This window comes from Niastella vici (assembly GCF_002077945.1).
GTDB classification, from domain to species: Bacteria; Bacteroidota; Bacteroidia; order Chitinophagales; family Chitinophagaceae; genus Niastella; species Niastella vici.
This window is the reverse complement of sequence record NZ_LVYD01000084.1, coordinates 17,730-44,156: the sequence shown is the minus strand read 5'-3', so window position 1 is coordinate 44,156 and position 26,427 is coordinate 17,730. Positions and strand designations below refer to the sequence as shown.

Annotated in this window: 21 protein-coding genes; 13 read left to right on the top strand and 8 right to left on the bottom strand. The window is 43.7% G+C overall.

Features of this window, described 5'->3' with window-relative positions:
• Positions 1-257: 257 nt before the first annotated feature.
• A complete protein-coding gene (locus tag A3860_RS33440; protein ID WP_081154877.1) occupies positions 258-719 on the bottom strand; it encodes an FKBP-type peptidyl-prolyl cis-trans isomerase in 462 nt (153 codons plus the stop codon).
• A 149-nt stretch (positions 720-868) separates the two neighbouring features.
• Here A3860_RS33440 and A3860_RS33435 point away from each other — a divergent pair, with 149 nt between their 5' ends.
• Both A3860_RS33435 and A3860_RS33430 read left to right on the top strand, forming a co-directional pair.
• Positions 869-1,306 (top strand): Crp/Fnr family transcriptional regulator, encoded by a 438-nt coding sequence (locus A3860_RS33435; RefSeq protein ID WP_245843686.1) that lies wholly within the window; start codon positions 869-871, stop codon positions 1,304-1,306.
• A 381-nt stretch (positions 1,307-1,687) separates the two neighbouring features.
• Positions 1,688-2,107, top strand: coding sequence for a nuclear transport factor 2 family protein (locus A3860_RS33430; RefSeq protein WP_081154876.1), 420 nt, complete (start codon positions 1,688-1,690; stop codon positions 2,105-2,107).
• 1,094 nt (positions 2,108-3,201) lie between these two features.
• Here the strand turns inward: A3860_RS33430 and A3860_RS33425 are convergent.
• Positions 3,202-3,732 (bottom strand): hypothetical protein, encoded by a 531-nt coding sequence (locus A3860_RS33425; RefSeq protein ID WP_143774393.1) that lies wholly within the window; start codon positions 3,730-3,732, stop codon positions 3,202-3,204.
• Between the two features lie 229 nt (positions 3,733-3,961).
• Here A3860_RS33425 and A3860_RS33420 point away from each other — a divergent pair, with 229 nt between their 5' ends.
• The 6 genes from A3860_RS33420 to A3860_RS33395 all read left to right on the top strand — a co-directional run bounded on the left by A3860_RS33420 (position 3,962) and on the right by A3860_RS33395 (position 10,917).
• The gene (locus A3860_RS33420; protein WP_081154874.1) at positions 3,962-5,047 is read left to right on the top strand and encodes a cobalamin-independent methionine synthase II family protein; all 1,086 of its coding nucleotides are present in this window, start codon (positions 3,962-3,964) and stop codon (positions 5,045-5,047) included.
• Positions 5,044-6,228, top strand: a complete 1,185-nt coding sequence (locus A3860_RS33415; RefSeq protein WP_081154873.1) for a DUF3179 domain-containing (seleno)protein — start codon at positions 5,044-5,046, stop codon at positions 6,226-6,228. Before A3860_RS33420 ends, A3860_RS33415 begins: the two co-directional genes overlap by 4 nt.
• A 157-nt stretch (positions 6,229-6,385) precedes the next feature.
• Positions 6,386-6,961, top strand: coding sequence for a hypothetical protein (locus A3860_RS33410; protein WP_081154872.1), 576 nt, complete (start codon positions 6,386-6,388; stop codon positions 6,959-6,961).
• A 95-nt stretch (positions 6,962-7,056) separates the two neighbouring features.
• Entirely contained in the window at positions 7,057-8,895 is a 1,839-nt protein-coding gene (locus A3860_RS33405) for a glycoside hydrolase family 15 protein (protein ID WP_081154878.1), read from the top strand.
• A complete protein-coding gene (locus A3860_RS33400) occupies positions 8,892-10,004 on the top strand; it encodes a glucose 1-dehydrogenase (RefSeq protein ID WP_081154871.1) in 1,113 nt (370 codons plus the stop codon). The genes A3860_RS33405 and A3860_RS33400 overlap by 4 nt, the downstream gene beginning before the upstream one ends.
• A gap of 124 nt (positions 10,005-10,128) precedes the next feature.
• Positions 10,129-10,917 carry a hypothetical protein gene (locus tag A3860_RS33395; RefSeq protein WP_081154870.1) on the top strand — a complete coding sequence of 263 codons (789 nt, stop codon included), beginning with the start codon at positions 10,129-10,131 and terminating at the stop codon, positions 10,915-10,917.
• Positions 10,918-11,090: 173 nt separating this feature from the next.
• Here the strand turns inward: A3860_RS33395 and A3860_RS41350 are convergent, their stop codons facing one another.
• Entirely contained in the window at positions 11,091-11,234 is a 144-nt protein-coding gene (locus A3860_RS41350) for a hypothetical protein (protein WP_158085441.1), read from the bottom strand.
• Positions 11,235-11,514: 280 nt separating this feature from the next.
• A complete protein-coding gene (locus A3860_RS33385) occupies positions 11,515-12,186 on the bottom strand; it encodes a class I SAM-dependent methyltransferase (protein ID WP_081154868.1) in 672 nt (223 codons plus the stop codon).
• 69 nt (positions 12,187-12,255) lie between these two features.
• Here A3860_RS33385 and A3860_RS33380 point away from each other — a divergent pair, with 69 nt between their 5' ends.
• The gene (locus A3860_RS33380; protein WP_081154867.1) at positions 12,256-13,182 is read left to right on the top strand and encodes a polysaccharide deacetylase family protein; all 927 of its coding nucleotides are present in this window, start codon (positions 12,256-12,258) and stop codon (positions 13,180-13,182) included.
• Here A3860_RS33380 and A3860_RS33375 read toward each other — a convergent pair.
• From A3860_RS33375 to A3860_RS33365, 3 genes are all read right to left on the bottom strand, one after another.
• Entirely contained in the window at positions 13,173-13,598 is a 426-nt protein-coding gene (locus A3860_RS33375) for a hypothetical protein (protein ID WP_081154866.1), read from the bottom strand. The two genes, A3860_RS33380 and A3860_RS33375, sit on opposite strands and share 10 nt — an antisense overlap.
• Before the next feature lie 27 nt (positions 13,599-13,625).
• Entirely contained in the window at positions 13,626-14,078 is a 453-nt protein-coding gene (locus tag A3860_RS33370) for a GNAT family N-acetyltransferase (RefSeq protein ID WP_081154865.1), read from the bottom strand.
• A gap of 105 nt (positions 14,079-14,183) precedes the next feature.
• Positions 14,184-18,338, bottom strand: coding sequence for a sugar-binding protein (locus tag A3860_RS33365; protein ID WP_081154864.1), 4,155 nt, complete (start codon positions 18,336-18,338; stop codon positions 14,184-14,186).
• Between the two features lie 678 nt (positions 18,339-19,016).
• Here A3860_RS33365 and A3860_RS33360 point away from each other — a divergent pair.
• From A3860_RS33360 to A3860_RS33350, 3 genes are read left to right on the top strand one after another with little or no spacing between them, the layout of a single operon-like run.
• Positions 19,017-19,577, top strand: coding sequence for a hypothetical protein (locus A3860_RS33360; protein ID WP_143774392.1), 561 nt, complete (start codon positions 19,017-19,019; stop codon positions 19,575-19,577).
• A 46-nt stretch (positions 19,578-19,623) separates the two neighbouring features.
• Complete coding sequence (locus A3860_RS33355) at positions 19,624-20,817, top strand: FecR family protein (RefSeq protein ID WP_081154862.1); 1,194 nt, start codon at positions 19,624-19,626, stop codon at positions 20,815-20,817.
• 13 nt (positions 20,818-20,830) lie between these two features.
• The gene (locus A3860_RS33350; protein WP_081154861.1) at positions 20,831-23,905 is read left to right on the top strand and encodes a SusC/RagA family TonB-linked outer membrane protein; all 3,075 of its coding nucleotides are present in this window, start codon (positions 20,831-20,833) and stop codon (positions 23,903-23,905) included.
• Positions 23,906-23,914: 9 nt separating this feature from the next.
• On the opposite strand, the gene A3860_RS33345 is transcribed toward A3860_RS33350, so the two are convergent.
• The gene (locus A3860_RS33345) at positions 23,915-24,238 is read right to left on the bottom strand and encodes a hypothetical protein (protein WP_081154860.1); all 324 of its coding nucleotides are present in this window, start codon (positions 24,236-24,238) and stop codon (positions 23,915-23,917) included.
• 340 nt (positions 24,239-24,578) lie between these two features.
• Between A3860_RS33345 and A3860_RS33335 the strand changes: the two genes are divergently transcribed.
• Positions 24,579-26,210 carry a DUF6377 domain-containing protein gene (locus A3860_RS33335; RefSeq protein WP_216823568.1) on the top strand — a complete coding sequence of 544 codons (1,632 nt, stop codon included), beginning with the start codon at positions 24,579-24,581 and terminating at the stop codon, positions 26,208-26,210.
• The last annotated feature ends 217 nt before the right edge of the window (positions 26,211-26,427 follow it).

The window sequence follows — 26,427 nt, the reverse complement described above, 5'->3', positions numbered from 1 at the left end:
AATCCCCCAAAATTTCAACCTGATCCCTTTTGCCATGGATGAATTTAAATTGGCGACTCTATATTTGTTTATACCGAAATGCACCCAGCGAAAGCGGATGCATACAAGCGTGAGCGAGAAATAAAAGGCTGGAAAAGTCGTAAAAAGATAGAGCAGTTAATCGCAAGTCAAAAAGAAATTTAGCTCAGTTGGTTCAGCGCATCCCGACTTACGGTCGGGAGGGGCGGTCAGCCTGCATTTTGGGTCTCCCTGTTGATTTACCTGACTTCCAGTAATTCTACATCGAATATCAATACGGAATTGCCTGGAATACTCATGTAATCATTACATCCATAAGCCAGGTAAGGTGGAATGATCAATTTTACCTTTCCGCCCTGCTTGATAAGCGGGATACCTATTTGCCAGCCCTCAATTACACCTGTCAACGGAAAACTTGCCACTCCTCCATCGAAGGAAGTGTTGTTTGTGAATTTACCTGTATAGTTTGCTTTTACAGTTGAATTAATTGTGGGAGTAGCACCGCTGCCCGGCTCAATGATCTGGTAATAAATTCCACTGGCATGTTTGGTAGCTGTAATGCCATTGGCACTAATATAATTCTGCATTTTGGCATCATCTTCTGCCGCTGTGGTGCATCTGTTATCTTTATCCTTTTTACTACTACATCCCGTCAGCACCAGGGTCAATATCATACTAAAAACAAGATTAATTAAACGCATGTATATTATAAGTTTAGGGGGCAAATATAACGTGGAGTTAGGTATTTTTCACCAATTTAAGTCCATACAGAATGGTAATTGTATGCAACTATGAGTGAATATGAATTGCTTGCACTTTGTTTTATTAGTAGTTTTTGTAACATTGTAATATGTTCGAATTCTTCCGCAAATATCTCGAAGATAAGGTTAGTCTTACTGAGGCTGATTATGAGCTGATTGAGCCTGTCTGTATTATTAAAAAACTTCGGAAGCATCAATTTCTTCTGACCGAAGGAGATGTTTGTTCCTATAGCGGTTTTGTATGCAAAGGGTTTCTGCGCAAGTATAGTGTAAATGATAAAGGTATTGAGCATACTGTATATTTTGCGACTGAAAACTGGTGGATATCCGACCGGCAAAGCTTAATGGATGGTAAGCCTTCCAGATACAATATTGACGCAGTTGAAAATAGTGTAGTGCTGCTTATTAGCAAATCTAACTTTGAAATGCTGAATGAAAGGATCCCTGCATTTAAGGATACGGTCAACCTGGTCTTACAACGCAGTTTAAATGCTACTCAGGAACGAATCAATGAAACCTTACAATAAACAGCGGAAGAAAAATATTACTACTTTTTAAAAACCTTTCCCAACCTGGCCAACCGGGCGCCCCGGCATATGGTCGCTTCTTACCTGGGTATTACACCCGAAACCTTAAGTCGAATCCGAAAACAGATCTCCTCTAAATAATCTGCTTCTCTTGATATTTATCAAGAATTTTTGAATCAAATATCAAATTTATCCTCAATGGTATGGCTGAGCTTTGCATTAAAGCTTAAAGGTCATGTAAAAAATAATTTTAATACAGGCACCAGTCCGGGCTCCGGTAGGCTAACCGCCACCACGCTTGTTGCAGCGAGGACCAGGATCAAAATATAATGGGCCGCCAAATACGACTTCGGTATCTAATTACAAGTCAACTTAAATAAAATGGAATTATCAACGCAAAGCCAGGAAACCCAGCAGGTGCTGAACGGTTTTTTCCAGGGCACAGGTAACAACGACACAGAAGCTATTGCAGTTTTTTTAGCAGAGGACATAAACTTCTATATAGCGGAGTCCCCGTATATGCCCTGGACAGGGAAGAAAAACGGCAAGCAGCAAGTTATAACCGCTTTACAACAACTGATCGCAGCTCATCACACTAAAGAGGATGATTTTGAAATGGATCACATATTTATTGATGGCACAGAAGCTGCTGTTTTTGGAAAGGCCGGCAGAACGGTAAAGGCAACGGGCAAAAAATTTAAAGAGCCCTTTGTTATGCGGTTCACTGTTAAAGATCGATTAATTACCAAACTCTTGATGCTGGAAGATTCACATCAGATAGAAAAAGCTTTTATAAAATAATATCAACAACATGAATTGCAAAATAGTAAAACAATAGGGGGCTGCTGTCTCTGAGTAGTTTACAACAGGCATCAGCACAGGCTCCAGGTGTTTTGGGGTTGGAACATGTAGGGTTTAACGTTCCGATCCCTACTTCATTCCAGTAAATGATTGCTAATTAATTATTTAAGATGATAGACGCGTTAAAAGAAACCTTTATATGGTTCGCCCGGTTGGTTAAACCCTATCTACTCCCACCGCACTCGCCGAACCTTTAGCAAAGGCAGGCAAAAAATATGGAAGGTCTCCGATATATCGGTGGCCTTTTTTATTGGTTTAATTAAATGCGAGGTATAAGTAATTAATTATGAGACTTCTATGGCTAATTGCGCGGCATAAATAACCCAGGATGTCGCGTCTCTGCTCAATTTTCTACCATTGCTCGCAGGCATTACACCATTACTCGTTAACTATGCACCATTACATAGCGACAATGTTCTATTACTCGCTAACAATGCATCATAACTAGCTGACTTTGGTCTTTATCTCCGGTACTTTTGATTAGAAGTACGTGACTTCTCGGCTAAAGTCAGCGACTTTGGCCATGAAGTCACGTAGCTGTGATTCAATGTTGCTGAGCATTGCTCCAATGTTGTTGAGTAACGTACCGTTGTTGGCGAGCAACATACCATTGTTAGCGAGCAACGCATCAATGTTGGCGAGCAATGCGCCATTGCAAGTTACTTACTATGCAAAGTCAGTGACTTTTGAACCATTGTCAATGACTTTCGATCCAAAGTCAGCGAGCAACGCATCAATGTCAGCGAGTAACGCACCATTGTCAGCGAGCAACGCACCAATGTTTGTGAGTAATGCAGCAATGTTGCTGAGCAACACACTATTGTTAGCGAGCATTGATCCATTGCAGGTAACTTATGTTGCAAAGTCGGTGACATACGAGCCAAAGTTGATGACTTGCCTTTCAGTGTCGTGTAGGGATAACATCTGGTTAGCAACTTGCGCAGCAGAGGGGGAGCGGCTTATGGAAGAATGGGGAACAAATATTCCTGTCCCACGTATTTGAGGGAATTGTCAATAATGGGAAGAAGCGTTTATCAGTAGTTCAGTTTATTATTCCGCACCATAGGAGAATTGCCCGGCGCATAAAAGGGGGAATGGCCATAATAGCTGCTAACGCCAATGCTACCGGAAATCGAAAATGTTCTGTCGCTATTGATATACATCAGGCCCATATGTGCAGAAGAATAGGCGCCGAAGTTATTGGAATTCATGAAATTATTGTTCTTGTTGACCCCCGGTTGATAAAACGCGCCGTTAAAATTGAAAATGGAAGGCGCCACAGAAACGCCCGCAAAGGCATATACGTTGTCATTCAATCGCCGGTAAAGCTGGATCCCCACGGGAGCCGATAAAAAGCTGCCACTTCCACCTTTAAAAGCCATAAAACCAGTGGATATACCGGCATATTTCGAAACAAACCATTTCTTTTGACCGGTATTGCTGTCGCCCACCTGGCGAAAATGTTGAAAGGCAGGTTGATTCATAGAACCAAAGGTCAAAGGCATCTGTGCCTTCGCCACCACAGTGGATATCAGTATCGCGGCAAAAAGGATTGTCCGTTTCATCTCCATAAAGATAAGGTTCCTTTTTTATAATACTATAGCCCTTAACAATTTAACATCCTGGCCTTTTTCCTCTCCCGAATAAAATTTTTGATCCCGATCCCGAAATTTTTTAAATTCAGGAAATTTCCCACCGGGAACATCTGTTTGATTACTGTTTATTCTCTCTTTTTAACTACACGCTTCAGCATGTGGTTCCATCCTTATTTTACTCATTTGTAAATTATGTTATATGAAAATTCAAACAGAGCCCATCGGCAGTATTCCCCGTCCGCAATATTTGATCGAAGGCATGACCGCCTTTGCAAAAAACGAATTACCCCTGGATGAATTGAGCAAACTTTTTGAGATTGCCCTGACCGAAACGATCCGTCAGTTCGAAAAAACCGGTTCGCCCGTCATTACCGATGGCGAACAAACAAAACCCAGCTTTGCTACGTACCCGGTGCATGGGTTACAAACCCTGGCGCCGGATGGCGTTATTATTCCTTTTGCGGATGGCCATACCCGGCAATTACCTAAACTAACGGCAGGGCCGTTCAGGTATCAAACCTATGCGGGTAGTTATGTACAGAAAGCCAGATCGCTTACACAGCTACCGGTAAAGCAGGCGGTCATTTCGGCCTCTGCGCTCAGTTTGCTGTATCCACAGGAAGGGATCAGCGGGTATTCCCGGGAACAATTTATCAATGACCTGTTAAACGAAGCGGAAAAAGATATCAGGAGTTGCTTTGATAACGGCGCCTGGTGTGTGCAGATCGATTTTACCGAAGCCCGGCTGGCTGTAAAGTTAGACCCATCGAAAGGCTTATTACAATCGTTTATTGATTTAAATAACCAGGTGTTGAACCGGTTCACTGCCGAAGAAAGAAAGAGAATAGGGGTGCATTCCTGCCCGGGCGGCGATCACGACTCAACCCATAGCGCCGATATAAATTATGCCGAATTACTGCCTTATCTTTTTCAATTGAATGCGGGCAGCTTTTACCTTGAATATGCTGCAGAAAAAGACAAACAGGCCGTGTTACAAAAGATCAAAGAAACAATACAGCCATCGCAACGGGTTTTCATCGGGGTTACCAATGTGCTTGACCCCCGGGTTGAAACAGCTGAAGAAATAAGGGACCTGATATTGGAGGCTGCAGAAGTAATACCTGTTGAACAATTAGGCACCACAGATGATTGTGGTTTTTCTCCATTTGCCGATGATACCTCTACTTCCAGGGAAACTGCTTTTGCAAAAATAAGCGCCAGGGTTGCAGGCACTGCGCTGGCTGAAGAAGTGTTGAACAATTCATATATTACGAGCAATACATGAGAACGTCTTTATTAATTACCGGACTGCTACTGCTGCTGGCAATTGAAATATTGCATATATACTTTATTATGCCCTTTCCCGGCAGCCAGCATAACAATACCATTGATTTCGCTTATTGGTTAGATAATAACATCTGGTGGATCAGGATTGTTATACTGGCTGTGCTGGTTTATCCTGTTGTGCGGGTTTTCAGGTATTCATTCGTTTGGAAGAAAGTGCTGTTGCTTGTTGGTTTGTTACTATATGCAGTGGTTTTTTACTTTTTTAATTTTCGGTTCAAAGCTGATAAAATGTTTTATCAACCGGTGCATAGAAGTTTTGCTGCTGCGGCAACCAATACAATGCCCGGCAATAAATTAATTATAGGGGTGGCAATAAATGGCGAGGCTAAAGCTTATCCCGTTCAGTTGATAGGCTATCACCATCAGGTACGCGATACGGTTGGTAATATGCCGGTAATGGTTACCTATTGCACTGTTTGCAGAACCGGCAGGGTATTTAGTCCGGTAATTAATGGTAAAAATGAAACGTTCAGGTTAGTAGGCATGGATCATTTTAATGCTATGTTTGAAGATAAGACTACCAAAAGCTGGTGGCAACAAGCTACAGGGGTGGCTGTTGCCGGTCCCTTAAAGGGCGCCTCCCTGCAGGAATTGCCTGCTGAGCAATCAACACTGGCTGTTTGGTTACGCCGGTATCCTTCTTCATTGATCCTTCAGCCCGACACGCCTTTTGCAAAACAATATAAAGACCTGGCCAATTTTGATAATGGGACCATTAAAAGCAGCCTTGAAAAAAGAGATTCGGGGTCGTGGCAATTTAAATCGTGGGTCATTGGCGTTGCTTATAACAAGGTGGCCAAAGCTTATGACTGGAATAAACTCATAAGCGCCGGAATGATCCAGGATTCATTGCCCGGGTTGCCAATTGTATTGGTGCTTGAAAAAGACAGCGCTTCCTTTCATGTTTGGGACCGGCTGGTGAATGGCCATGCGCTGCAGTTTGTTCATGACCGTTTATCTGGTGAGTTGAAAGATGTTAATACAGGATCAACCTGGAATATGAATGGCCAATGTATTGAAGGACTACTTACGGGTTCGCAACTGAAACCGGTGCGGGCATCACAGGAGTTCTGGCATTCGTGGCGAACTTTTCATCCGGGAACTGTAATGTACCGGTGAATAACAGGTGATATTCATTGGGAACGATCGCCTTTCCGGACAATTGCCTTTCACACTTATCGCTAAAATTTGCACGCTTTTTGTCCAAAACTGCACACTTATCAATTAACAATGTTAAACCCTCTTTTGATGTAAACAACTCTTTTTAAATTCCCTTATGAAATGGGGAATTTTTATTACGCTCTTATTGTTCGGTACATCATCCTATGCGCAAAAAAATATCCTTTATTACAAAAAGGGAAGAAAAACGGTTTCCAGTTATTTTGTGGGCTCTACCATATCCTTCCTGTTAAAAGACAGGGAATGGGAAAAAGGCGTCATTAAAAAGATCACCAGCGATTCTATCTATATTCAGCCTTCCCTGTTTAATTATTACCTGATGGGTACAGATACCGTTACATTTAATACTATAGGCTTTCCAATAAACGACATATACGCTATGCCTAGGCGGGGTTATTTAATAGATTATAAAAATGGGCGTTTTCAGATAAACGGGGCAGGGGGGCATCAACACTTTTACTGGATAAAGAGCGGTTGGTTGTTCAGGTGGGGCGCGGCTGCCTATTTGGGCGTGGCGGTGTTTAACGGGCTTACCAGTAAGAATAACAAAGTAACGGGTGAAGATGTGGCTTATAGCGCCGGTGTATTTGCTTTCGGCTGCCTGTTAAAATATACCTATAAGCCCTGGCATAAAATAGGGAAAAAATATCATTTTAAAGTGCTGAGTTATTGAATGGAATACCTGGTATGAAAATGGTATCTTTATAGTATAGCTTCTTACCTGAAAAAGGTTAAATGCCTGCCGTAGCGATCCCCAAATGAATGGTTATGGCATACCTACCAATAGAAAATTACGGAATAATCGGTGATCTCAATACCGTGGCATTAGTTGGTCTTAATGGCTCCGTTGATTTCATGTGCTTCCCTAATTTTGATTCTCCTTCTATTTTTGCAGCCTTGCTCGATGACAAAAAAGGTGGTTATTTTCAAATAAGCCCCGTGTTTTCAGAAGTGAAAACCAAACAATTGTATTTGCCCGATACCAATGTGCTGCTGACCCGCTTTCTGTCACCCGACGGTGTAGCCGAAATTGCCGATTTTATGCCCGTTGAAGAATTGCAAAATGGCAGGGAACTGGTGCGGCGGGTAACTACCGTACGCGGCGATGTACAGTATAAAATGCATTGCCTGCCCGCCTTCGATTATGGCCAAAGCGAACACCGGGTAAATATAATTTCTGATAAGGAGATCATTTTGGAAAGTACCGGGGCCAACAAAACCGTATTACGGCTTATGTCAACGGTGCCAATGGAAATAGATAGTGATAAGGGAATGATAACAGCCCTCTTTAAACTGTCGCCTAACCAAACCGCCGATTTTTTGTTGAAGCATATTGATAAAAAGCATGAAGACAAAATAGAGCTTAAAACATTTGTAACGAAAAGCCTTTTTGAGACTGTTAACTACTGGAAAGATTGGGTAGCCCAATCTACTTATAACGGGCGGTGGATGGAAATTGTGAACCGTTCGGCCCTGTTGCTTAAATTACTCACTTCTTACCACTATGGATCAATAGTAGCGGCGCCTACTTTCAGCTTACCAGAAAGCATTGGTGGCGAACGGAATTGGGATTACCGCTATACCTGGATAAGAGACGCTGCATTTACCACGTATGCCTTATTACGGCTTGGCTACAAAAAAGAAACCGGCGCTTTTATTAACTGGGTCGAAAAGCTTTGCCAGGATATAAAAGGACACGACAGGCTGGGTAACATGTATTCAATTGATGGCGGAAGACAGTTAAAAGAAGGGGTGATCAAAAATTTTGAAGGCTATAAACTATCTTCCCCCGTTAGGGTGGGTAATAATGGGTACAGACAATTACAGCTCGATATTTATGGCGAGCTGCTTGACTCAGTATACCTGTACAACAAGTATGGGGAACCCATTTCCTATGATTTCTGGAAAGACCTGGAACTGCAGATCAACTGGCTTGCAAAAAACTGGGACCAGCCCGACGAAGGCATTTGGGAAGTAAGGGGTGGAAAACGAAAATTTTTATACTCCCGCTTGTTATGTTGGGTGGCCTTTGACCGGGCTATAAAAATTGCAAAAAGAAGATCGTTCCCACTCAATAGCGCCTGGCGAACAGAACGGGATAAGATCTACAGCAGTATCTACAGTGAATTTTGGGATAGCAGTAAAAAGGCATTTGTTCAGTATCCCAAAGCGCCTACCGTTGATGCTTCTACCTTATTAATGCCATTGGTGCGGTTCATCAGCCCAAAAGATCCCCGCTGGTTGTCTACTTTAGCATGTATAGAAAATGAGCTGGTGTCCGATTCATTGGTTTACCGTTACCGGCCCGAGCTGGCGGCGCCCGATGGGTTGGTAAGTCATGAAGGAACCTTTTCCATGTGCACCTTCTGGTATGTAGAATGTCTTTCCCGTTCGGGCCAGTTGGAAAAAGCACGATTCTATTTTGAAAAAATGCTGGGCTACGCCAACCACCTCGGTTTATATTCAGAACAGTTGGGTTTTACCGGAGAGCATCTCGGCAACTTTCCCCAGGCATTCACCCATTTAGGATTGATCAGTGCAGCTATCAATCTCGATAAGCAATTAAACGATAGCAGGAACAAGAACGTAAATCAACTCTTTATATGAAAGCAGTGTCGTTAGTGCCGCATACAACTAATATTTCTCTGAAGGATATTGATGAACCACAAATTAGTTCACCCAACGACATCAAAATAAAAGTATTGCAGGGGGGTATCTGTGGAACCGACAGGGAAGAGGCTGAAGGCGGCCGTGCCGACGCGCCTGCAGGAAAACATGAGCTGGTGATAGGACATGAAATGTTCGGAGTGGTGGTGGAGACGGGAAGCGAGGTAAAGGCTGTCAGCCCCGGCGATTACGGACTTTTTACCGTTCGTCGGGGTTGTGGTGCGTGTGAAGCCTGTTTAAAAGACAGGCCCGATATGTGTTTCAGTGGCCGGTATACAGAACGGGGGATCAGAGGGGCCGATGGATTTCAAACCGAATTTGTTGTTGATCAGGAAAGGTATTTTATAAAAGTGCCCGGCGAAATAAAACACCTTGGGGTATTGACCGAGCCCATGTCGGTAGCCGCCAAAGCTATTGATGAAGCGTTGATCATTCAGCAGGCAAGGCTGCATGGCATTATACCCGCAGAAAACTGGTTAAAAGGCAGAAAGGCGCTTGTTGCCGGGCTTGGACCCATTGGGCTGCTGGCGGCCTTTGCACTCCGCTTACAGGGCGCCAATGTCATTGGTTTGGATATAGTGGATGAAAATTCTTTACGGGCGAACATCCTGAAAGAAATAGGAGGCATATATATCGATGGCAGAGTGGTGAAAACCACTGATGTCGATGACGCCTGTGGTGAAGTTGATTTTGTATTTGAAGCAACCGGAATAACCCAATTGCAGCTGCAGCTGATCGATACGCTGGCTGTTAACGGAATTTATGTGGCAACCGGAATTCCGGCCGGCGACAGGCCTTTAACCATTATGGCCGGTGAAATTTTACAGCAGTTGGTGCTTAAAAACCAGATCCTGCTGGGAAGCGTAAATGCGAGCATGCTGCATTATAGGATGGCCGTTGACTATTTGCAGAAAAGCAGGGAAACCTGGCCTGGCGTTATAGAAAAGGTTATAACTAACAAGATCCCATACAGCCGTTTTCAGGAGGCGATATTTTCTCATACGACCAACGAGATAAGAGTGGTAGTTGATTGGGCAGATGGAATGTGAACTTCTTTAATATGTACTGAAATACCGTGATTTTTCATTTTTTAACACCAATTATTTCATTCAGGAAGGAGAGTGGTATAACTTTATAGAGGTATTCTATTCGTGTTAGCCAAATACTACTGTTATGAAAATAATATCTACACTCTTCATCAGTTGTTTATTGTACTTCACCGCCACCAGTCAGCCAGTTAAATTATTCGGTAATTATAGCCTGAGTTTACCGCAGCAGCAAATGGCCTCAAATATTCAGGCTATTCATAGTTTGCATATAGGTGGCTTATACCAGTTGCCGGGTCAGTTAAAGAACCTGAATGTTGGGCTTGAATTTGGCATTGGGATGTATGCGCATAAAAAGATCGATCAAACTTTTAACTTCGATGCCAATACCTCCACCGTGGTGCCGGTTAATTACAACAGCAATGTGTTTAACTTCAACCTGCAAACAAGGTATATGTTCCTTGATGAAACAAAACATTTGATCGTGCCGTATTTCACTGCAAAAGCGGGCGTATATGATTTCTTCAGCAACATCTATATTGAAGATCCCAGCGATCCCGACGGTTGCCACCCGCTTGATAAGAAAAATTTGATCAGCGATAAAGCCTTGTACTGGGGCGCAGGCGTTGGTTTTCAGGTAGACCCCTCGTTGTTCTCAAAACATAAAAAAGATCTACCCGTTAAGTTTGATGTCAGCGTAAACACCATTCGCGGCGGCAAGCTTGATTATATCAATACCAAAGACCTGAAAGATGAACAGGATGTTCCTTCAACGAACGGCAAGCCGCTGTTGGTGAAATTCATCAATGTAGGTACGCAGGATATTCATGAGCATAAGGTGGCGCAGGTATATACTTCACCGCTAAGACTAATAGAGATAAAAGCAGGGCTTTTATTCAGGTTAGGGAATTGGTAGGATGACAATAACATTATTTGTACGAACCCCGGCTATTTGGTCGGGGTTTTCTTATTGCTATCAAACTACCCAACCTGATCGCTATAATCAGTTCATGGTAGTAAACTGTTATAACGCCCAGGCCGGAGGATATACTTATAGGTTATGTCTGTTTGGTAAAGAGCAGGAACAAATTAGCAAATAGCAGCTATATACTCTTGCAGCGTGATCTTTCCGCTGATCAATTGTACATATAATACATTGCTGTCGAGCTCTGATTCTTTGATCTTGTTAACTAATTCTTTGTCAAAAAACAGGGAACTAATAAAAGTAGTCATAATTGTATGTTTTTAAGTTTGTTATACTTCCTTTAGCTGGAACTATAAATTCGTTTGTGAGGCTAAACAATCAGGTAGTAGCTGTTGAATCGGGGGATATATCCTTTGTTTGACAGTACAAAGATAGCACCCCTTTTGTAAGCGTTTAATCAACTTAAGCGGCTTTCTATTATCCCAAAAAGCGGGTATTTTTCGTGAAACGCCTGCTGCTGCTGTGTTTCACGGATTTTAGCCATTGACGCCCAAGCCCTGATCAGCCACTATTTATTGTGTCAGGTATTTATATCTTAAACAAATCCTGTTTCAATACATAAATACTAACGCCGGTTTCATCAATGTGCACGTTTTCCTGTTGTATACACCTGGGCATCAGCCGGCTGATGAATGGTTTGGCCATCAATCGTTGTGGCGTGCTTAAGATAATAAGGGTGCCTTTTTGTAAGAAGTTGGTGAGTATCCCGAAGAGGATCTCAAACTCAATGGGGTCATAATTGATATCGCTTAGCAATAATACATCGGGGTGTAAATCGTTGGGCAGTTGATGCCAGTTGAGCCGGCGGCTTTCCAGATTGTTAAAGCGGTTATGGTTGATGGCCTGTTGCAATACCTGTACGGCCTCTTCAGCATGATCGCTCACGCAAATTTTTTTAGCGCCTGCTGCCGCTGCTACCAGCGATGGCAAACCGAGCCCTGCCGCCAGTTCCAGGATCTCTTTATCGATAATATAATCGTTGTGATCGTCTAAAAAATTGCTGAGTGCAATAGCAGCCGGCCATATCTGCGCCCAGTAGGGAAAAGATACGGCATACCCTTGCTGCAGCAGCCGTTCGTAATTTGCTTTCAGTACTGCCGGTTCAGGTATTAACAACGCCAGGCTGCCGCTTTTGAATGTGCGATGATGCACTTCGAGTGGGGCGTTGATAAATGGTATGTTCTCAGCAGGTGTTTGCATACAATGGGCATGGTTACCTGGCGGCAATTTAGCCAGTAAATTGAATATCTTTGCTTCTCAAACCTTCATATGAAAAAAATAATGCTGCTTGCCACGGCAGCCCTCCAGCTGACCATTGCCTGCGCTCAGGAAAAAACGATTGCCGAACGGCTCGGGTATCCAAAGAATACAAAGCTATTGATCCTGCATGCAGACGATCTGGGCGTTTCGCACTCCGAAAATGAGGCCTCCATCAACATCATGGAAAAAGGCTGTGTTAATTCTGCGAGCATTATGGTGCCCTGTCCATGGTTTACCGAGATCGCTGCCTACGCCCGCGAGCACCCCGGTAAAGACTTTGGTTTACATATTACGCTTACCAGCGAATGGACGAATTACAAGTGGGGACCGGTAACCTCGTCGCAGGTTGTACCAACGTTGATCAATAAACAGGGCTATTTATATGCAAGTGTCGACAGTGTACTGCAGTTTGCCAGTGCTGCCCAGGTAGAGGTAGAGATTAGGAACCAGGTTAAAAGGGCCATCCAGTTCGGCATCGATCCCACGCATCTCGACACGCATATGGGTACCGTTGCCAGAAAGCTTGATTTTCTAAAAGCTTACATTAAAGTTGGCCGGGAATTCAAAATACCTGTTTTTGTTCCCCGTCAAATAGAAAGCGGTTTGAACATACGATTGGATACGTTAATGTCAAAAGGGGAGGTGGTTGTTGAATCACTGGTAACGATCTTGCCCCAACAGATGCAATCGAATGCGGTCGATTTTTATACCAACGCGCTCCGCAATTTGCCATCCGGTCTCACTTATTTTATTATACATACTGCTTACGATACAGAGGAAATGAAGGCCGTTACCAAAGGATTCGTTGATTGGGGATCGGCCTGGCGGCAGACTGATTACAATTTTTTCTCGAGCCCGCAATGTGCGAAACTCCTGAAAGAAAATAACATTCAGCTGGTAACCTGGCGCGAGATCAGGGATAAGCTTTACCGGTGATCCTGGTTATTCGTAGCTTCCTTAAATGTAAGTTTGTTGTAAGCTGTTAAAACAAGCCGGTATATTACCCATAACACAGAGTAGGCAATCAATCCTCTGAGGTTGTATTTCACGTCTTCAGGATCATAACGGCCGTGTATTCGTACATGAAAGTACCTGTTTGAATATTCCTGTGCATACTCAATTGAAATACTAAAAAAGTACAGCAGGGCAAAAATGATAATGTGCCTGCTGAGCTTTCCATTGGTGACGAGTATATTCAGGAAAGCTGCTGCGAGAAAATAAAAGGCGGCGTGCAGCTCCTTGTCATAATGCCTGAAGCCGGAGGGAAGTTTAACCAGAAATCCAATAACGGATGCTATTAACCAGATAATGATCAGGAATGCTTTTGTCCAGTTATTCAATTTTAATTGCATGGGTTGTCGCAGGTAATTAGATCACAATCATACGATTTCTTTCATCATGCACACACTATTTTCAACGTTTTCGTACTGACCGAAATTTTTGATGAGTTTATACCCTGCTTTTTGGTACAACCTGATGGCTTCGGGTTGTCTTTTACCGGTTTCCAGCACCGTACTCGAATAGTTTAATTCGGCGGCCCATTTTTCCAGTTCTGTCAAAATGACCAGGCCAATTCCGTTGCCCCTGTATTCCGGTTTAACATACATGCGTTTTACTTCAACCTTATCCTGTTCAAACTCCTTGAAGGCGCCACAACCGATCGGCTGCCCGTTTGCGTAGCAAACAACCACGTGTTTGATGTTTACGATCTTATTGTATTGCGCATAGAACGAATGTTCATCCCCATCGCGTTTAGCGAGGTCTGCATCCAGCAGCCTTACAAGGTCCTGAAAGTCGGAATTGTCGGATGTTGTTCTTTGAAGGGTTGTCATAACAATTAAAAATACAAAATATTTTCTGTTCGAACCCCGGCATAATGTAAAAACTGCGTCCCGCAAACCGGGACGCAGTTGTAAATGACAGGTCCGTTCTTCTGCCTATTGGATCAATAGTTTTTTGTTGATCAGCAGGCTGCCGCTTTCGTATTGCACCAAATACATTCCTTTAGGCAATGCCTGTACGGGCAATGGTATCCTTGACCCACCTTTGGTGGTATAAACCAGGTGGCCGGTCAAATCAAACACTTTCACTGTTCCTGTTGGGGAGGTGCCCCATACTATTACTGTTGCGTTTCCATTGCTAACCGGGTTGGGTACTACCTGTATGCCGTTTTCATGCATGGCTGTACGCAGGTGCTCCTCGATCTCGTTGCTCACCCGCGCCGTTGACGTGCTTTCAAGCACCAGGGTGCCGAAGGCCGACGTGTTCGTATAATTGTTAATGGTTCCCTGCCATACTGCCTGGGCATCGCGGTCACCGCCATTATCGTCATCATCGTTGCCCATATCGAACCCTATTTGCAAGCCCGCTGCGGGCGTTAGGCCCAGTTGCGACCAGGGAATGCTTAATTCCACCGTATAGCCGCCGCTGATGGCTGCCCAGGCATGCTGTACGCCGCTAACGGCCAATTTGCTGAAGAGACTGCTGTTGTTCCAGCCCTTTATAAACTGGTTATCCCTTCCATCGTAAGTCGCCAGCTTATTGTTATTGGCATCAATGAACACTTCAATACCATCGTTGTTCCAGCCATCGGGTGAGTCGTTGTTGAGGGTAGCATCCAGCACTTTGGCGGCTATGTACAAATTGTTATTATCCCATAGTACACCAAAGGTGACCGTATTATTTGCTGTGCCGATCACATTTTTGGTAACGGTGCAATTCAGTTTCCAGGCAGTTTCGTTTAGCGCGCCATCAATAGTGATGGTACCGCCGGCGGGGTAACCATGTACTACACCCGCTGCCGAAAGCACGCTTACCGTTACATCGTCTGTTGCGGTTAAGGTACCATCGCTTACTGTTAACCGGAATATACAGGTATTGCCATCGGCTAAACCTGAGATGGCCGGATTAGCCGTAGTAGCGCCGGAAATGGTTACGGCAGGGCCACTCACTTGCGTCCAGCTATAGGTAATGGCATTGCCTTCAGGGTCATTACCGGTTCCATGTAACGTAACACTTGTTGTGCCTGCATTCAGCGAAACATCGGCGCCGGCATTGGCAACAGGCGGCTGGTTACCGCTTCCACTACAGGTGGTCATATACACAGTGCCAAATACCGATGGGTTCTGGAAGGCTGTGGTATTGGTAGCGAAACTGGTTGTTTGCGCATCACGTGTGCCGCCATTATCATCATCATCAATTTGTACATCCAGGCCAATGGCTTTACCGATAGCCGGCGTGGTGCCGATGGTTGTCCAGGGAATGGCAATTTCTGCAGTATAGCCCGAAGCGGTGGCATACATATTGAAATTGATGCCGCTGGTATTGGCCACTGAATTGCCGCCGGTATGTACGGTATTGTCGTTCCAGCGGAAACCAAACTGAAAATCGTTTGTACCATCGTAGCTGGTACCCTTGCTGTTATTACCATCGATAAATACTTCCACTACATCGTCTTCCCACCAGTTGCCGCCCGAGTCGTTGATGCGGGTGGCGTCACTCACTTCTACCAGCAGGTAGAGGTAATTGTTATCGTACAGGGCGCGCCATTTTCCACTGTAATCGGCAGGGCGGCTTCCCAAAACCACATTGTCTATGCTTTTTGCTGGCGCCGGCGCCCAAACGCTTTCTATATTCTGATCAATGACAGGTGCGGTACCGTTCACCAATGCAATAACAGGTGATGAACAGGGTGGATTGTCGTTATCGGCAATGCTGATCACCGCTACTGTATCGGGGCCCAGTTTAAAACCGCTGCCCGGTAACAGGGTAAGCCGTATGGTTTCGGTTCCTTCAAATATAGCGTCGTTAACCGGGGTTATGGTAATGGTTTGCGAAAGCTGTGAAGGCGTAAGTGTTACAGAACCGCTCAGGGCCGGACTGGCCGTATAATCGGCCGGGGTAGCCGTACCACTAACGGTGTAGGGTATAGTAACCGGCTGCGTAATGCCTGCTGTGCTAATGGTGAAGGTACCCGTATTGCCATCTTCACCGGCCGTTTCATCGGTAGCTTTTATATTTACGGCTGCATTTACAGCTATGTTTTTTGTACCTGTTTTATTGCCGTCGGCAGTGGTGACTGTAATAGTTGCTGAGCCTGTGCCCACGGCTGTTACTTTACCCGAAGCATCAATGGTAAGCACCCCGGTATTGCTACTGCTCCAGCTTACCGTTTTATTGGTGGCATCGGCCGGTACAATTACCGGTGTTAATTGAATGGTTTGGTTCAGGGCAATGGCAGTATCGCCGGCCGGACTAATACTTACACCAGTAACGGGTACGTTCACATTCTGGAATATAAGCTGGAACCCGGAATTGCGATTGATGTAAGTGCCCGATTCTGCGTCGGTAACGGAAAGATTGTTGAAGGTCATGCTTTGCGAACTGGCATCGCAGTAAATGCCAAAACCGCCGTATACGTCTGCCGGGATGTCCCTGGTTACCGGATCTTTACCGGTGCCATTGATAGTGGTATTGGTAAATACGATATGGTGCAGGTTGTTGCCGCTGATGCGAATGGCATCGCGTTGCGAATTAAGGATGGTGGTATTGTCGAACTGCATATTGAAGATGCCGGAACCTGCAAAAAATTCTATAGCGCCCCGCATCTGGTTCCACAGGTCGTAGCTTGTGCCGCAATTCTCAACGGTGTTTTCATAGAAATGAATAACGTCGCCGGGATATTCAAACCCAAAGCCGCTGAAATCGTTGGTAAAGCGAATGCCGGAACCCGCTACGCCATCTTTAATATAATTATGATGTACCTGGTGACCGGTTCCGCCAAAAATAGCCATGCTGCCGGCCCGCCAGTTGTTCTCAATGGTATTATTGCTGAAGGTATTGTTGCGTTCCTGAACCGATCCCGATACATCGCTCGCCGGCCACATGGCCAGCGCATCGTCGCCATTGTTGCGCAGGCTGCACTGGGTTACGGTAGAACCGGAAGTGCCCTCGCAAAAATTAACGCCGTCGGCATAGTTATTACGGATCCGGCAGTTCGAGATCACCAGGTTGCGGGTAACATCAACGGGGTAGGGCGCATCGTAACCAGCGATCCAGAAGCCGCATTCAAAATGTTCAACCCAAATATCATGAATACTCGAATTGTTGCCATAGGTGCCCATGAAGCCTTTGTATATCTTGTATTTCTGCCCGTCGCGTGGGTTGGCTTCATCATATTTTAACCGGTCGTTATTGGCGGTGCCCAATGTAAAGTTGGAAATTTCCACCCCGGTACTGCGGGCCAGAAAGCCACCGTAAAACTGTTTATCAGTTGAAAAATATACCTGCGTGTACCAGATGCCCGCACCGGTTATTTTCATATTGGTTACGTTCAGCATTATTTTATCGCTTAGTAAAAAGCGGCCGGCTGGTATGTACACATTTTTTCCCTGTGCGGTGGCAGCAGCAATACAATTATTAAAAGCCGCATAATCGTCGTTGGCGTCATTGGCTACCGCGCCATAATCTGTGATCGACAAATAGCCGGCAGGTTGAGCAATGGCCGCCGGCACGGGTTCCAGCTCTATAAAGTCGACCCCATAAGTGATACCATCGTTGTTCACTTTCTGTATTTTAATGCTGTCGCCGGCATTGATGGTATTGGTAAGGGCAAAATGCACTTCATCGAACCGCATAAAAGTTTTTGTATGGGGTGTTTGATAAGGATCGCCTTCTCCACCCACATCAAAATACTGGTAGGCCCAGTAAGAGCTAAGGTCAATGGTTTTTACCAGTGTGTTGTTGACGTACAGGTTTAATGAGCCGGTAAGCCCGGTGCCGGAGGTGTTATCGGGCATGGTAAAGCGAAGGTTAACGCCCCGGCCTGCGGCCGTGGTTCTCCACTGTACGTAAGAGCCGGCCGAAGGCAGGCTCACATATTTTTGGTTGCTGGCTTCGGCGGCAATGTCTGTTTGAACAAACTGTACTGAAGATTGCAGAGAAGCGCCGCCGCTGTAAATGCCGTTTTCCGATTCATACCGGGTATACGGCATATTGCTCGCTCCTCTTGGCAAGCCATCGCTTTGCGCCTGAATGCACAGGGGCGCATAACAGGCGAACAGTAAAACAAACCGTGATACAATTTTTTTCATATTTGATGGACTTTGGTTTTATGGCCGGCGGGTTACCGCATAGGGGTAACCTTTCACCAGCCTGGTGTTTAATTATATGGCAATGATCATTTGATCAGGCAGCTAAACGCGTTTTTAGCAACCTGCCTGGGTGAAGAAGGTGTTGTGATAAATAATAGAGGTATACGGGGTGAGCGCAAAATGCAAAATGCGAAACGCATTAAACGTTAGGTGTGTAAACTAATCAAGTGGCAGGCTAAAGCCAAAAAGTATAATAGGAATCTATTGAATTGGGGAAAAAATGCGTTTTTTATAAGAATAATCTGGTGTAAATCAGGAACCTTGTTATATAGTTGATTTTTTAAAATATAACCAGGTTATGCTGGATATGCAGTCGTAAATCTATTTGAATTGTGTTGAAATGACATTATTTATGCCGCTTCTTATCCAATGTTAATAACTGCTGCGCCAAAAAAAGTTTAAAAATTTTTTCTATTTCCCAAGCCTTCTGCAGCCTGTTCTGGTGACGCATTTCTTCCTTTTTTTCGCCTGTGTTTATGCCCTGTGGAAAGATTTATTATGCAATTCTGTGTAGTAATTTTTTGCACCTAAGTTGTTTTAAGAGAAACAGGTATTTGATATACGTGTGGAATAGATCAAAAAAATTTGTAGCCAAAAAGTGCCCTGCAATTTATGCATATGCAACAGAACACTCAAAAATTATTCGAACAGCTTTACATCCCGATCGTATCCTTTATTGAAGAGATTATCGAAGATCATGAGAAAGCCAGGGATATTGCTATTGAAGTATTCAGGCAAAACCTGACAGAATTGGAAGGCTATGATAGCTCAGGTGATTTAACGGAAGTAATACGGTTCCTGCAAACAAAAGCGCTCATTGAAAGTTTTTGTTATCTCCGGGAGCGAAATCAAAACCTGGAAGAAGCAGAGGAAGCTGCGGTGGTAGCATTGGAAAGGTATACAGATTTCATAGAAAGCGTAGAACAAACGCTTATTGCAAAAGAATTGGATCAACGGATGAAAAGCGTGGAGGATAAGCTATCGAAAGGCGAAAGATTATTTACGCGGCTTTTTTTTTTAGACGTTCGAAGCAAAGACGCCGTTGAGATAATGATGATCACTGAACCTACTTATCGCGTCTTCAAACACAAAGTGTTCAAAAAGTACAGACTGACCCTCAAGGCTGGCGGTTTTTTAATAATTGTAATAATTGTAACTCTCAGCGCTAATGCCCGGTGAGCTATTAGGAGCCCTAATGTATAAACCTTTAAATAAGTTGTAAATTTTGGAAACACATAAAACAATTGCTGAGTATATTTTAAAATATCAAACCAACAGCCTGAATGAGCAGGAGTGGCAAGCATTACAGGAATGGATAAACCGTTCTGAAAGGAACCGGAAGTTATTTAAACGGTTATCCGATAAAGCATATTGGGAAAAAGTAAGGAAGATAGATCTGGAAAAGGAATGGCAAAAAGTAATAGATACTTATCCTGCAAAACAGATATATAAATTATCCGGGAAATCAGCATATATATATATCGCCGCTGCATGTATATTATTGTTGGTTGGTGCCGGCTACCTTTTTTTATATAAAAGTAAGAATACAATGCCTCAAGCCATGCATAACAACAGTGCAACAAACCCTTATTTGCAATTAGCAGGCGGCTCAACCATGGAATTAAACGGTTCTGTTACCGGGCCGGTGGCCTGCATTAATGGGCAGGAAGTGAGGAACAAAAACAGGCAAATAAGATTTGATCCTACTTCGAACAGTGATCGTTTGGGGTGCAATAATTTCTATGCTGACTTTTTATACAATACCCTCAATGTGATCATTACCCCAAAAGGAAGCATTTATTTCATTACACTTCCCGATGGAACCGAAGTAACGCTTAATGAGGGCTCTGTTCTAAAGTTTCCATCGGTGTTTAATCCTTACAAACGGGTTGTTGAGTTGTCGGGAGAGGCGTATTTCGATGTGAAGCATTGTTACAGCAAAGTAACCGGAAAAAAAGTTCCGTTTATTGTTGAAATGCATGCAATGGAGGTAGGCGTGCTGGGAACCCAGTTTGATGTTAAAAGTTTTAACGGCGGTGATTCCATCAAAACCACGCTGGTGAAAGGCTCGGTAAGGCTAAAGGCTAATTCCAGGGAATGCCTGCTTGAACCCGGTAAAGCAGTTGTATTAAATAATAATGGAGAATTTTCCCGGCAAACAACAGCAAACCTTGATGAGGTGAATGCCTGGCGGGCTTCGGCCAGGTTTGACAATGCACCCATAGAAGAAATAATGGAGCATATTAGCCGGGTTTTTGGCATAACCGTAACTTATAAGAACAAGACATCACGACGGTTCAGTACGTATATTCCTGCAACCAGTTCGTTAACCGTTGCGCTGGGTTATGTTGAATTGGCACGGGGACTAAAATTCAGAACAGTTGGAAAAAATGTAGTTGTCGAATTTGTAAATCAATAACGCTGCTTTTATAATGAAGTTTATTGTGATGCTTTTCCTGGCCGGCTGTTTGGAAGCGAATGGCCAACAATTGAATAAAACGGTTACCCTGCATTTGACAAATGTTGAATTTACAGTTGTACTTAAAGCAATAACCGAACAAACGGGAGTTCCATTTGCGTATAATTCAGATGTCCCGCAAATTGTTGGAAAAGTCACCGTGCATGCGGACAATAAAAAAGTGAAAAAGGTGCTTGATCATTGTTTGAAAGGCCTTCCCCTGGTTTATGAACAGAAGGGAATTGTTTTGGGAATACATAAGGAGGAGGAAAAAGTACCTGCTGCCGTTGATGCAAAAAGGGAAGAAAAAAAGGTGAAGGTGCCTGATGCACGTAGTGACTCGTTATCTGAATCAGGAATACCCAAAGAAAGTTTCCTGGAAGAAGTGCTGGTGATTGCCTATGGCAGCACTGGTCGAAGGACTTCCACCGGCGATATTGGTAAAATTCCCAATAAGGTATTAGTGAATGATCGAACCGCTGATCTTTCTGCTTTATTATCAGGACGTATACCCCGGTTGCTAATTACACAAACAAACGGGTTACCGGAATCTTATTACAAATTTCAATTAGACGGACAGGCTGCTGTAGGTACAAAAGCGGGAAGATTGCCCTTTACCGATCCGCTGTTTATTGTTGATGGGGTCCCTTATGCACTTAATAACAATTCAATACAGATAACTGGTTCCGGAACTGCACTGGGCTCTTACGGAAGAAGTGCCATGGCTTTCCTTGACCCTAATAATATAGATCATATTGAAGTGCTGAAAGATGCCGATGCAACCGCCATTTATGGCAGCCGGGGAGCCAGAGGAGTTATATTGATCACCACCAAACAAGGAGGCGCTGGCAAATTACAGGCCATGGCAGATTTACGATTTGGGATTAGAATGCCTACCAGGCTTCCCGAAATGTTAAAAACGGAGCAATATATGCAAATGAGGCATGAAGCCTTACAAAATGATTCGGCCAGCCCTTCGTTAGATATAGATAAGGACCTGCTGTTATACGACACTACCCGCTACCTTGATTTAAAAAAGGAGTTATTAGGCAGGCACGCTAAAAGTAAAGATATTGTTTACTCTTTTTCAGGCAGCAAATACAATCTCAGGTATTATTTTGGTACAAACTATCATGAAGAAACAACTGTTTTTCCCGGCAGCATGGGCAGCATGCGGTCCAACCTTTTCCTCCACCTCAACTATGCATCTCCCGATCAGAAATTAACCACTTCTTTAACGGCGAATTATTTAAACGATCTGTACAGTTTAAATAGCACAGATCTTACCACAAGCCTGTTGTGGTCACCAAACAGCCCGCCATTGCGTAATGTTGAGAATAAGACAAACTGGGCCGACCCGAAAATGGGGTATATTAATCCTTTGGCTTTTCTTGACCAAAAATATAATTCCAAAACTGAATACAGCCTGGTAAGCTTTGGCTGTAATTACCAGCTTTATAAAAAATGGCGATTAAAGATGACCATGGGTCATAACAGTATATGGTCTTCAGAAAAGAGTGTTATACCTATTGTTTCATTAAACCCTTTTGCAGTTTCACGCCCGGAAGGGCAGGCTTTTTTCGGAGCAAATTCTTATAAAAGTTTTATTGCAGAGCCACAAATTGAATACACTGATAACATAGGACAAGGGCAGGTAACAGTGCTGGCCGGTAATTCCTGGCAGCGTATTACAAATGAAAACAGTAAGATCAACGCTTTTGGTTATACAACTGATAACAATTATTCAGATACTCTTGGCGCCACGACGGTGACAAAATCTGGTCCACCAAAAAGTATTTACAATTACCAGGGGTTGTTTGGCCGAATAAATTATAATTGGGCAAATAAATATATCGTTAATCTTAATGGTAGAATGGACTGGTCGAGCCGGGATGGTGCAATCCGGATACGTAAAAATATTGCGGCTGTTGGCGCTGCCTGGATTTTTTCAAAGGAATCTTTTTTTAAAAAGGTCAGTTTTATAAGCTTTGGTAAAATACGTGCCAGTTATGGTATTACCGGCAATGACCCCATTGGCGATATGCAATACTTTGACGCCGGGAGGCGTAACAATTCATATATTTATCTGTCGCAACTTGCCAATAGTGAATTAAGTACTGAACTAACCCATAAGTTAAATATTGGAATAGACCTTGCGTTCCTGCACGATCAGTTGTTCCTCTCCATGACCTGGTTCAATAACAGGACCAGCAATTTGGTTATTTCGCCAGATACCTCAATTAAATTGGAGAACTGGCCGGTAAAAATTCAAAATGCTGGATTTGATTTTACTGTTCGGTACGAAAGCAAGCCAAAGAAAAAATTGAGCTGGTCAATCGAAGCTACACTCACCATCCCCTCCAATAAACTGCTATCGTTCCCTGGCCTTGCCAATTCACCCTATGCAGAAATTTTTCAGGAAGGCAAATCGCTCACTTTGCAAAAAGCGTATCACTTTCTGGACGTTAATCCCAAAAACGGCATATTCCGTTTTAAAGATCTGAACTATGACAGTGTCATTGACAACCGGGATCTGGAGTTGGCGGGCAATCTGGATCCCAAAGTGTATGGTGGGTTAAATTTTGATATGGCTTACAGGAACTGGCATTTCGGTTTTTTTATTGAAGGCAGAGTTCAAACAGGGTACAGCTATCTTAACTCCATTCTTGCTGAAGTAACACCTGGATTTGCTATGATAAACCAACCAGTTGAAGTGCTTGACCGATGGCAGAAACCGGGCGACAAAGCAACCTTTCAACGCTTTACAACAGGCCGCAATTCAGACGTGTTGAATGCAAACAGTATCTTTATGCAATCTGATGGCCGCTATGCCAATGCTTCTTTCTTACGAACAAAAAACATCTATCTTACCGCCGGTTTCCCTTCCGCCTGGTTAGCCAAATTGCATTTAAAACAAGGCAGTATCCATTTTCAGGCTAATAATACCTTTACATTCACACACTGCCAGGTGCTTGATCCTGAAACGCAGACATTTACGACTTTACCGCCATTGAAGACTTTTCTGGTTGGTTTAAATTTCGGCTTTTGAATCATTAGGCTAGGGATGAGAGTAAAGCCGCTTTGCAGGAAGGAAAGGCAAAATTGGCACTGGTGGGTCGCCTATTACACCGGCAGGTGTATACCCTCGTTCTCTTACCGTGTAGGGGGCATATTGAAATTCGTCATAACCCGTGAGTTGAATTTCATCATCAACTATATTTTGCCGTAAGTAAGTGCCGCTGGAATTGAACCAGTAGTAGTCCGTCCAGTCTGTTCTGGGTTTTTTGTTAATACTGCGATGTGTGAATGCCAGTGTTGAAATAATGCCGGCAAGAAGAAGTGTGATGGCAATCAAAGAAGAAGGTTTTTGAAATCTTTCCATAATGCTGCCTTGCTTTTAAACTCAAAAGCAGGAAAATTCTACGGTTATTAATAATTGATCTATTAATATTTGAATATTGTTGCAGAAAGCGTTTTGAAGGGATAGGAAGTTATAGATAGATACAGATAGAATTGTTTATAATGTAAAACAAACAGCAATAGCGAATTGACAAAAGGTTTAAAAATCTTGACTCAGGTTAAGAAACGATAATAGAATAAAGGTTGGGTAAAATCTGGGTTTTGATGTGCAAATGATGACTCTGGGTACCGGATCGTTCAGATTTGGTTTTCACTTCTTTCTGCTTTAGTTTTGATAAAAGCCCTGTTATTTGAACGATCATATGAAGCGCTTCTTTCTTGCAATTGCTTGCTTGTTCCTGCTCAGTAACCAGTATGCTCAAACGGATACCCTGGCCCGTTCCCTGGGCCAAATGAATGACATGTTGCAGCGTGTGCGCGACTTTGACCAACAGAAGCAGACAGGTATAGATGCATTAAAACAACAACTGGCCACCACGCCTAAAAACGATCTGGCTGCATTTTTCAAAGGATACGAAAACCTGTATAGCGCCTACAAAGTATTTCAATACGACTCTTCGTACAATTACGCTAAAAAAATGTTAGCAGTGGCGCTTCGCCTTAACGACCCTTCCCTCATCAATTATGCCCGCATAAAAATGGGCTTTTCGCTTTTGTCGTCGGGCATGTATAAAGAAACGCTCGATTCCCTGTCGGCTATTCAGATCAGCGCTGTGCCCGACAGTTGCCGGGCAGAATATTATGCCCTGATGGGAAGATACTATTACGACCTCGGCGATTATGATAAAGACCAGTACCACACACCCCGGTACAATGAAAAGGGCGCGCAATACATCGATTCGGCCCTGGCATTCTGGCGTAAAGATTCTTACGACTATATTTATTTTACCGGTTTAAAACAATTGAGATCGGGCAACCGGACCAATGCCAAACAGAATTTTGATCTGTTGCTGGCACGTACCAATCTTACCCCGCACCAGGTGGCGATCACCGCTTCCACCTTAAGCGACCTGTATATTCAAACCGGGGATCATAACACCGCTATTTTGTTGCTCATTAAGGCCATGATCGCCGATATGCAGTCGAGCACCAAGGAAACCTCTGCAGCTTTTATTCTTTCTACCTTATTATATAAGAAGGCCGATATCAAAAATGCTTCGGTATGTATAAACCAGGCATTTTCCGACGCGGTGTTCTTTGGCGCCCGGCAACGGAAAGTACAGGTGGGCGATGTGTTGCCCCTCATTGAAGCGCAGAAATATGCCATCGTAGAACAGCAAAAAACAAAACTGCTGTGGTATGCCGGGCTCGTTACCTTTTTGTTGTTGCTGGTAGTGGCCCTTACCATCATTGTGTTGAAGCAATTGAAGGAAGGAAAACGCAAGCAGCTGGTCATTATGGAGGCGCATCGCAATACCCAGGAGGCGAACCGGCGCCTGTCAGAGACCAATGAAAAGTTGAATGACGCCAATAAGATCAAAGAAGAGTATATCGGGTATTTCTTTAATGTTAATTCAGAATTCTTCGACAAGATCGAACGGTTCAAAAAATCGGTCGATCAAAAATTAACCGACCGCAAGTACGACGAGATCCGGTTCCTGGTAAACAATATCAACCTGAAAAGGGAAAAGGAAGACCTGCTGAAACATTTTGACCGGGCCTTTCTGAAACTGTTTCCCAATTTTGTGGCCGAATTCAATGACCTGTTCAGGCTGGAAGACCGGATAGAACTGGCCGATAATGAATTGCTCAATACCGATCTCCGCATCTTTGCCCTTGCCCGCATGGGTATTCATGAAAATGAAAAGATCGCGCATATTCTGCAGTATTCCGTCAATACCATCAATACCTACAAAACCAGGATCAGGAACAAATCGATAGTCCCCAATGAAGAGTTTGAAAAAAGGATCATGCAAATAAAGACTATTGATTAACCTATCCGGATCGCTTTTAATTCTGCTCAAAACCGCCTTACTCGGCAATATATTTTTGTGAAGTATATATGTTCATAACCCATTGCCGGTAAATTACTTACGATACCGGTTACCCGCATTCCGGCTAATATTTCCTATACTTTAGCTATATAATTTGCTGTGGCCCCCTGCATGTGGTTTTTTTGCCTTGCTTACTGGTTCATTTATTTCTACCAAT

Excerpts from the sequence above, each read along its gene's own strand:
- A3860_RS33440 (WP_081154877.1), bottom strand. The coding sequence starts at position 719 with ATGCGTTTAATTAATCTTGTTTTTAGTATGATATTGACCCTGGTGCTG.
- A3860_RS33435 (WP_245843686.1), top strand. The coding sequence starts at position 869 with ATGTTCGAATTCTTCCGCAAATATCTCGAAGATAAGGTTAGTCTTACT.
- A3860_RS33430 (WP_081154876.1), top strand. The coding sequence starts at position 1,688 with ATGGAATTATCAACGCAAAGCCAGGAAACCCAGCAGGTGCTGAACGGT.
- A3860_RS33425 (WP_143774393.1), bottom strand. The coding sequence starts at position 3,732 with ATGAAACGGACAATCCTTTTTGCCGCGATACTGATATCCACTGTGGTG.
- A3860_RS33420 (WP_081154874.1), top strand. The coding sequence starts at position 3,962 with ATGAAAATTCAAACAGAGCCCATCGGCAGTATTCCCCGTCCGCAATAT.
- A3860_RS33415 (WP_081154873.1), top strand. The coding sequence starts at position 5,044 with ATGAGAACGTCTTTATTAATTACCGGACTGCTACTGCTGCTGGCAATT.
- A3860_RS33410 (WP_081154872.1), top strand. The coding sequence starts at position 6,386 with ATGAAATGGGGAATTTTTATTACGCTCTTATTGTTCGGTACATCATCC.
- A3860_RS33405 (WP_081154878.1), top strand. The coding sequence starts at position 7,057 with ATGGCATACCTACCAATAGAAAATTACGGAATAATCGGTGATCTCAAT.
- A3860_RS33400 (WP_081154871.1), top strand. The coding sequence starts at position 8,892 with ATGAAAGCAGTGTCGTTAGTGCCGCATACAACTAATATTTCTCTGAAG.
- A3860_RS33395 (WP_081154870.1), top strand. The coding sequence starts at position 10,129 with ATGAAAATAATATCTACACTCTTCATCAGTTGTTTATTGTACTTCACC.
- A3860_RS41350 (WP_158085441.1), bottom strand. The coding sequence starts at position 11,234 with ATGACTACTTTTATTAGTTCCCTGTTTTTTGACAAAGAATTAGTTAAC.
- A3860_RS33385 (WP_081154868.1), bottom strand. The coding sequence starts at position 12,186 with ATGCAAACACCTGCTGAGAACATACCATTTATCAACGCCCCACTCGAA.
- A3860_RS33380 (WP_081154867.1), top strand. The coding sequence starts at position 12,256 with ATGAAAAAAATAATGCTGCTTGCCACGGCAGCCCTCCAGCTGACCATT.
- A3860_RS33375 (WP_081154866.1), bottom strand. The coding sequence starts at position 13,598 with ATGCAATTAAAATTGAATAACTGGACAAAAGCATTCCTGATCATTATC.
- A3860_RS33370 (WP_081154865.1), bottom strand. The coding sequence starts at position 14,078 with ATGACAACCCTTCAAAGAACAACATCCGACAATTCCGACTTTCAGGAC.
- A3860_RS33365 (WP_081154864.1), bottom strand. The coding sequence starts at position 18,338 with ATGAAAAAAATTGTATCACGGTTTGTTTTACTGTTCGCCTGTTATGCG.
- A3860_RS33360 (WP_143774392.1), top strand. The coding sequence starts at position 19,017 with ATGCAACAGAACACTCAAAAATTATTCGAACAGCTTTACATCCCGATC.
- A3860_RS33350 (WP_081154861.1), top strand. The coding sequence starts at position 20,831 with ATGAAGTTTATTGTGATGCTTTTCCTGGCCGGCTGTTTGGAAGCGAAT.
- A3860_RS33345 (WP_081154860.1), bottom strand. The coding sequence starts at position 24,238 with ATGGAAAGATTTCAAAAACCTTCTTCTTTGATTGCCATCACACTTCTT.
- A3860_RS33335 (WP_216823568.1), top strand. The coding sequence starts at position 24,579 with ATGAAGCGCTTCTTTCTTGCAATTGCTTGCTTGTTCCTGCTCAGTAAC.